We start from the raw sequence: 2957 nt of genomic DNA, 5'->3' as shown, positions 1-2957 counted from the left end.
GCTACGTCTCGTATCTCCTGACACACGATGCCGTGCACCGCTGGCGACTCGGCGAGAGGTCATGGATGCGCAGCTACAGGCTTCGGCACGTGCGTCATCATCGCAGTGCCGTGCAGGGCAATTTCGGCGTCACGACGGGGTTCTGGGATCTGGTATTCGGCACCGAAATTGCGCCGGAGGGGGCGCGCACCGGGACCGGTCCTGAACACCAAGGCAACCCCCGCGCATCCTGATCGTCGGCGCCCGGCGCATCTTCGCCTGTCACGGTGCAGGATGGGTGGAGCGGCGAGAAACGGAGCCTCGTCCGATCTGGCCGCGAAGCCGATCGCCGTGCAGCGAGCTGATGGGCTTCGCAACAGGCCGACCCATGCTACCGCCTGAACGCCAACGCAACCGGTGCAGGCTCACACGCGGGATCGGCCGATTCCTGCAGCCATTCAAGCATCTGCGCCGCGGAGACCGTCCGTTTCGGTCGATGCGGATTGAGCGTGCCGGCGCTGACGTGCGGCGTATCGGCAATCATCGCTTTCGCGAATGTCCTGGCATCGGTCTCGTTCGGAAACGTCGCAGTCGTCCTCGATTGCGCGCGCTTGCCCGGAAGCGTGCTCTTGGGTTTGAACGAAACGTACCAAGTATGCTTCGACCGCTCAGCCATGCAAGCTCTCGGTTCCGACGCGTAAAGGGGAGGGGGCGGAGATCTCCCCAAATGACGATCTCTGAGCGAAACCGGAGCCGATGTCAGCTTAAAAGTTCGACATGATAGCGAGGCGATCGGACGATGACGGGCATCGGCGGATGAATTGATGGGTTTCGCAAGGGCTTACCCATCCTGCCTTGTTCGTTTGATATGAGCAGGACCTCGGCGACGCTGGCCTAGCGATAATCCCTGTTGTTGATCACGTTGCCGTCCTTGCCCTGGCCGGCCTCGGTCGGCATGCATTCGACCTGCACGAGGTCGGGATAGAGCTCCCAGGATCGCACCAGGAATTTCCTGCGGATGCCGTAGGAGGTGATGACACAGCGGTTCAGCACCGGGCTGACGGCTGCTGCGACATAGCCGGGATAGAACAGCGAGCCGTGATGGACCACGCTCCAGATCTCGTTGAACCAGCTGGCGCGCACCCGGAAGGTCACCGTGTTCTGCTCGGTGCAGGGCAGCGTCTCGCAGCCATAGACCTCGTGGATCTCGGCGCCGCCGGTCTGGGCGCTGGAGAGATTCTGGGTGTTGGACAGATAGAGCTGCTCGTTGTGCCGCACCGTGGCGAGGTACCAGGGCAGGGTGGCTGCGACCGTCGCTGCACCGTAGACGAGGTAGCAGACCGCAATCGTCGCGAGGATCATGACGCCGCCGCGCGCCTTGCTGAACTCGGGATCGCCATAGGCGTCCCTGGCGTAGACGCAGCGCGCCCATAGCGCGCGGTAGCGGGCGAACGCCCAGCGCAGCAAGCGCCAGATCCGCCAGGTGACCGGCGCGATCAACTTCAGGTAGATCCAGCCGCAGGAGCGGCCGAATTGCGACCAGAAGCGGCCGAGTGCGCCGAGCTCGCGGTGGGCGCGCCCGATGTCGGACTGCTCATAGGATTTCCGGGCCTGATAGGCCCTGGTCTTGAACTCGGACAGCGTCTTGTCGATGCCGTCCAGCAACGCATTGGCGTCGTCACGCGGCTTTTCTGTCATGGGGGATCCAGTTCGAGGTGAAATTGCGGCTCTTCGCATCGAAGCCGACGTCGAGCGTGCCGCTGAAGGCGGTGTCCGCCATCGTCTTCTCGACGATCATGGCCTCGATGCGCTTGATGCGGCCGGGCAGGCCGCGGGCGCCTATCTCGGGCGAATAGGTCTTGTCGCAGAACTCGCGCAGCTCGGCCTCGGGAAAGCGCACGTCGATCGACTGCGGCGCGTAGAACGCGTTGATGCGCGAGATCTCGCGGAACACGATCTTCTCGATCGTGTCCATGTTGAGCTTGCGGAACAGGATGATGTTCTCGCGGCCCTCGAAGCGGTTGAGAAATTCGGTGCGGAACGCCTTCTTCAGGTCGCGGATGGTGAGCTCATAGGCCTCATCCTCGGTCAGATCGCCCGGACCGGTCCCGACCCGCAGCGCGTGATCGGCGCCGATATTGGTGGTCATCGGCATCACCACGTCGCCGAACTCGACCTTGCGGCCGAGATTGTCGCGGCAGCGGCCGTCGTCGAGGATGTTGAGGCAGATGTTGAAGATATCGGGGTGCGCCTTCTCGATCTCGTCCCACAGCATGACCTGATAGGGATTGGCCCGCACCGCGTTGGTCATCTCGCCGCCGGCGGCGAAGCCGTCATAGCCGGGAGGCGCGCCGATCAGCTTGGTGACGTCGTTCTTCTCCATGAACTCGCCCATGTCGTAGCGGTTCAGCGCCTTGTCGGTGTCGAACAGCGCCTCCGCCAGCCCCTTGGACACCTCGGTCTTGCCGACGCCGCTGGCGCCGCAGAACAGGAACGGCAACGGCCGGTCGGTGCGCCGCCCGCGCCGCCAGACCTTGACCGCGCGATCGACGTGATCGAGCACCGCGTCCTGACCGTACACCCGCCGCTTCAGCGCGCCATGCAGGTTGAGCAGCTTGACCGCGTCGTTCTGCTTCAGCTTGGAGGCGTCGATCCCGGAGATCAGCGAAAACTCGTCGATCACCATGGCCGCGGTGAACAGCAGCCGGTCGTTGATCTCCCGGGTGACGGCCTTGTATTTCACCCTGTTGTCGTCGACGGCGGCCTGGGTCTGCGCGATCTCGCCGCGCAGCTTGAGAATTTCGGGTGTCGCATAGCCGGATGCCCTGGCGATCAGGTCGAAATCGGCATCGCCGGCGGACGGTTTTTCGGCGGCATCGTCGAGATGCCGCTTCTTCTCGTCATCCTCGAGCTCGCGCAGCTGCGCCTCCATATGCGCGATCGACTTCTCGCCCTCGCGTTGCGCCGCGTAGTAGGCC

4 protein-coding genes are annotated in these 2957 nt (G+C 63.8%); 1 reads left to right on the top strand and 3 read right to left on the bottom strand.

The window, feature by feature from the left end; genetic code table 11:
• On the top strand, positions 1–233 hold a 233-nt coding region (locus WCB02_RS11710), incomplete at its 5' end, for a sterol desaturase family protein (RefSeq protein WP_423958338.1).
• 137 nt (positions 234–370) lie between these two features.
• On the opposite strand, the gene WCB02_RS11705 is transcribed toward WCB02_RS11710, so the two are convergent.
• The 3 genes from WCB02_RS11705 to WCB02_RS11695 all read right to left on the bottom strand — a co-directional run.
• Complete coding sequence (locus tag WCB02_RS11705) at positions 371–655, bottom strand: hypothetical protein (protein WP_423958337.1); 285 nt, start codon at positions 653–655, stop codon at positions 371–373.
• Positions 656–873: 218 nt separating this feature from the next.
• Positions 874–1677 (bottom strand): hypothetical protein, encoded by an 804-nt coding sequence (locus WCB02_RS11700; RefSeq protein WP_423958336.1) that lies wholly within the window; start codon positions 1675–1677, stop codon positions 874–876.
• A partial coding sequence (locus WCB02_RS11695) for an AAA family ATPase (RefSeq protein ID WP_423958335.1) occupies positions 1658–2957 on the bottom strand: 1300 nt, incomplete at its 5' end. The genes WCB02_RS11695 and WCB02_RS11700, both read right to left, overlap by 20 nt.

The sequence above is a fragment of the Bradyrhizobium sp. genome, from assembly GCF_049581145.1.
In the GTDB taxonomy this organism is placed as follows: Bacteria; Pseudomonadota; Alphaproteobacteria; order Rhizobiales; family Xanthobacteraceae; genus Bradyrhizobium.
This window is presented reverse-complemented; position numbering and strand designations above follow the sequence as displayed.

What these genes read in the sequence shown, in the direction of transcription:
- WCB02_RS11705 (WP_423958337.1), bottom strand. Translation starts at nt 655, where the DNA reads ATGGCTGAGCGGTCGAAGCATACTTGGTACGTTTCGTTCAAACCCAAG.
- WCB02_RS11700 (WP_423958336.1), bottom strand. Translation starts at nt 1,677, where the DNA reads ATGACAGAAAAGCCGCGTGACGACGCCAATGCGTTGCTGGACGGCATC.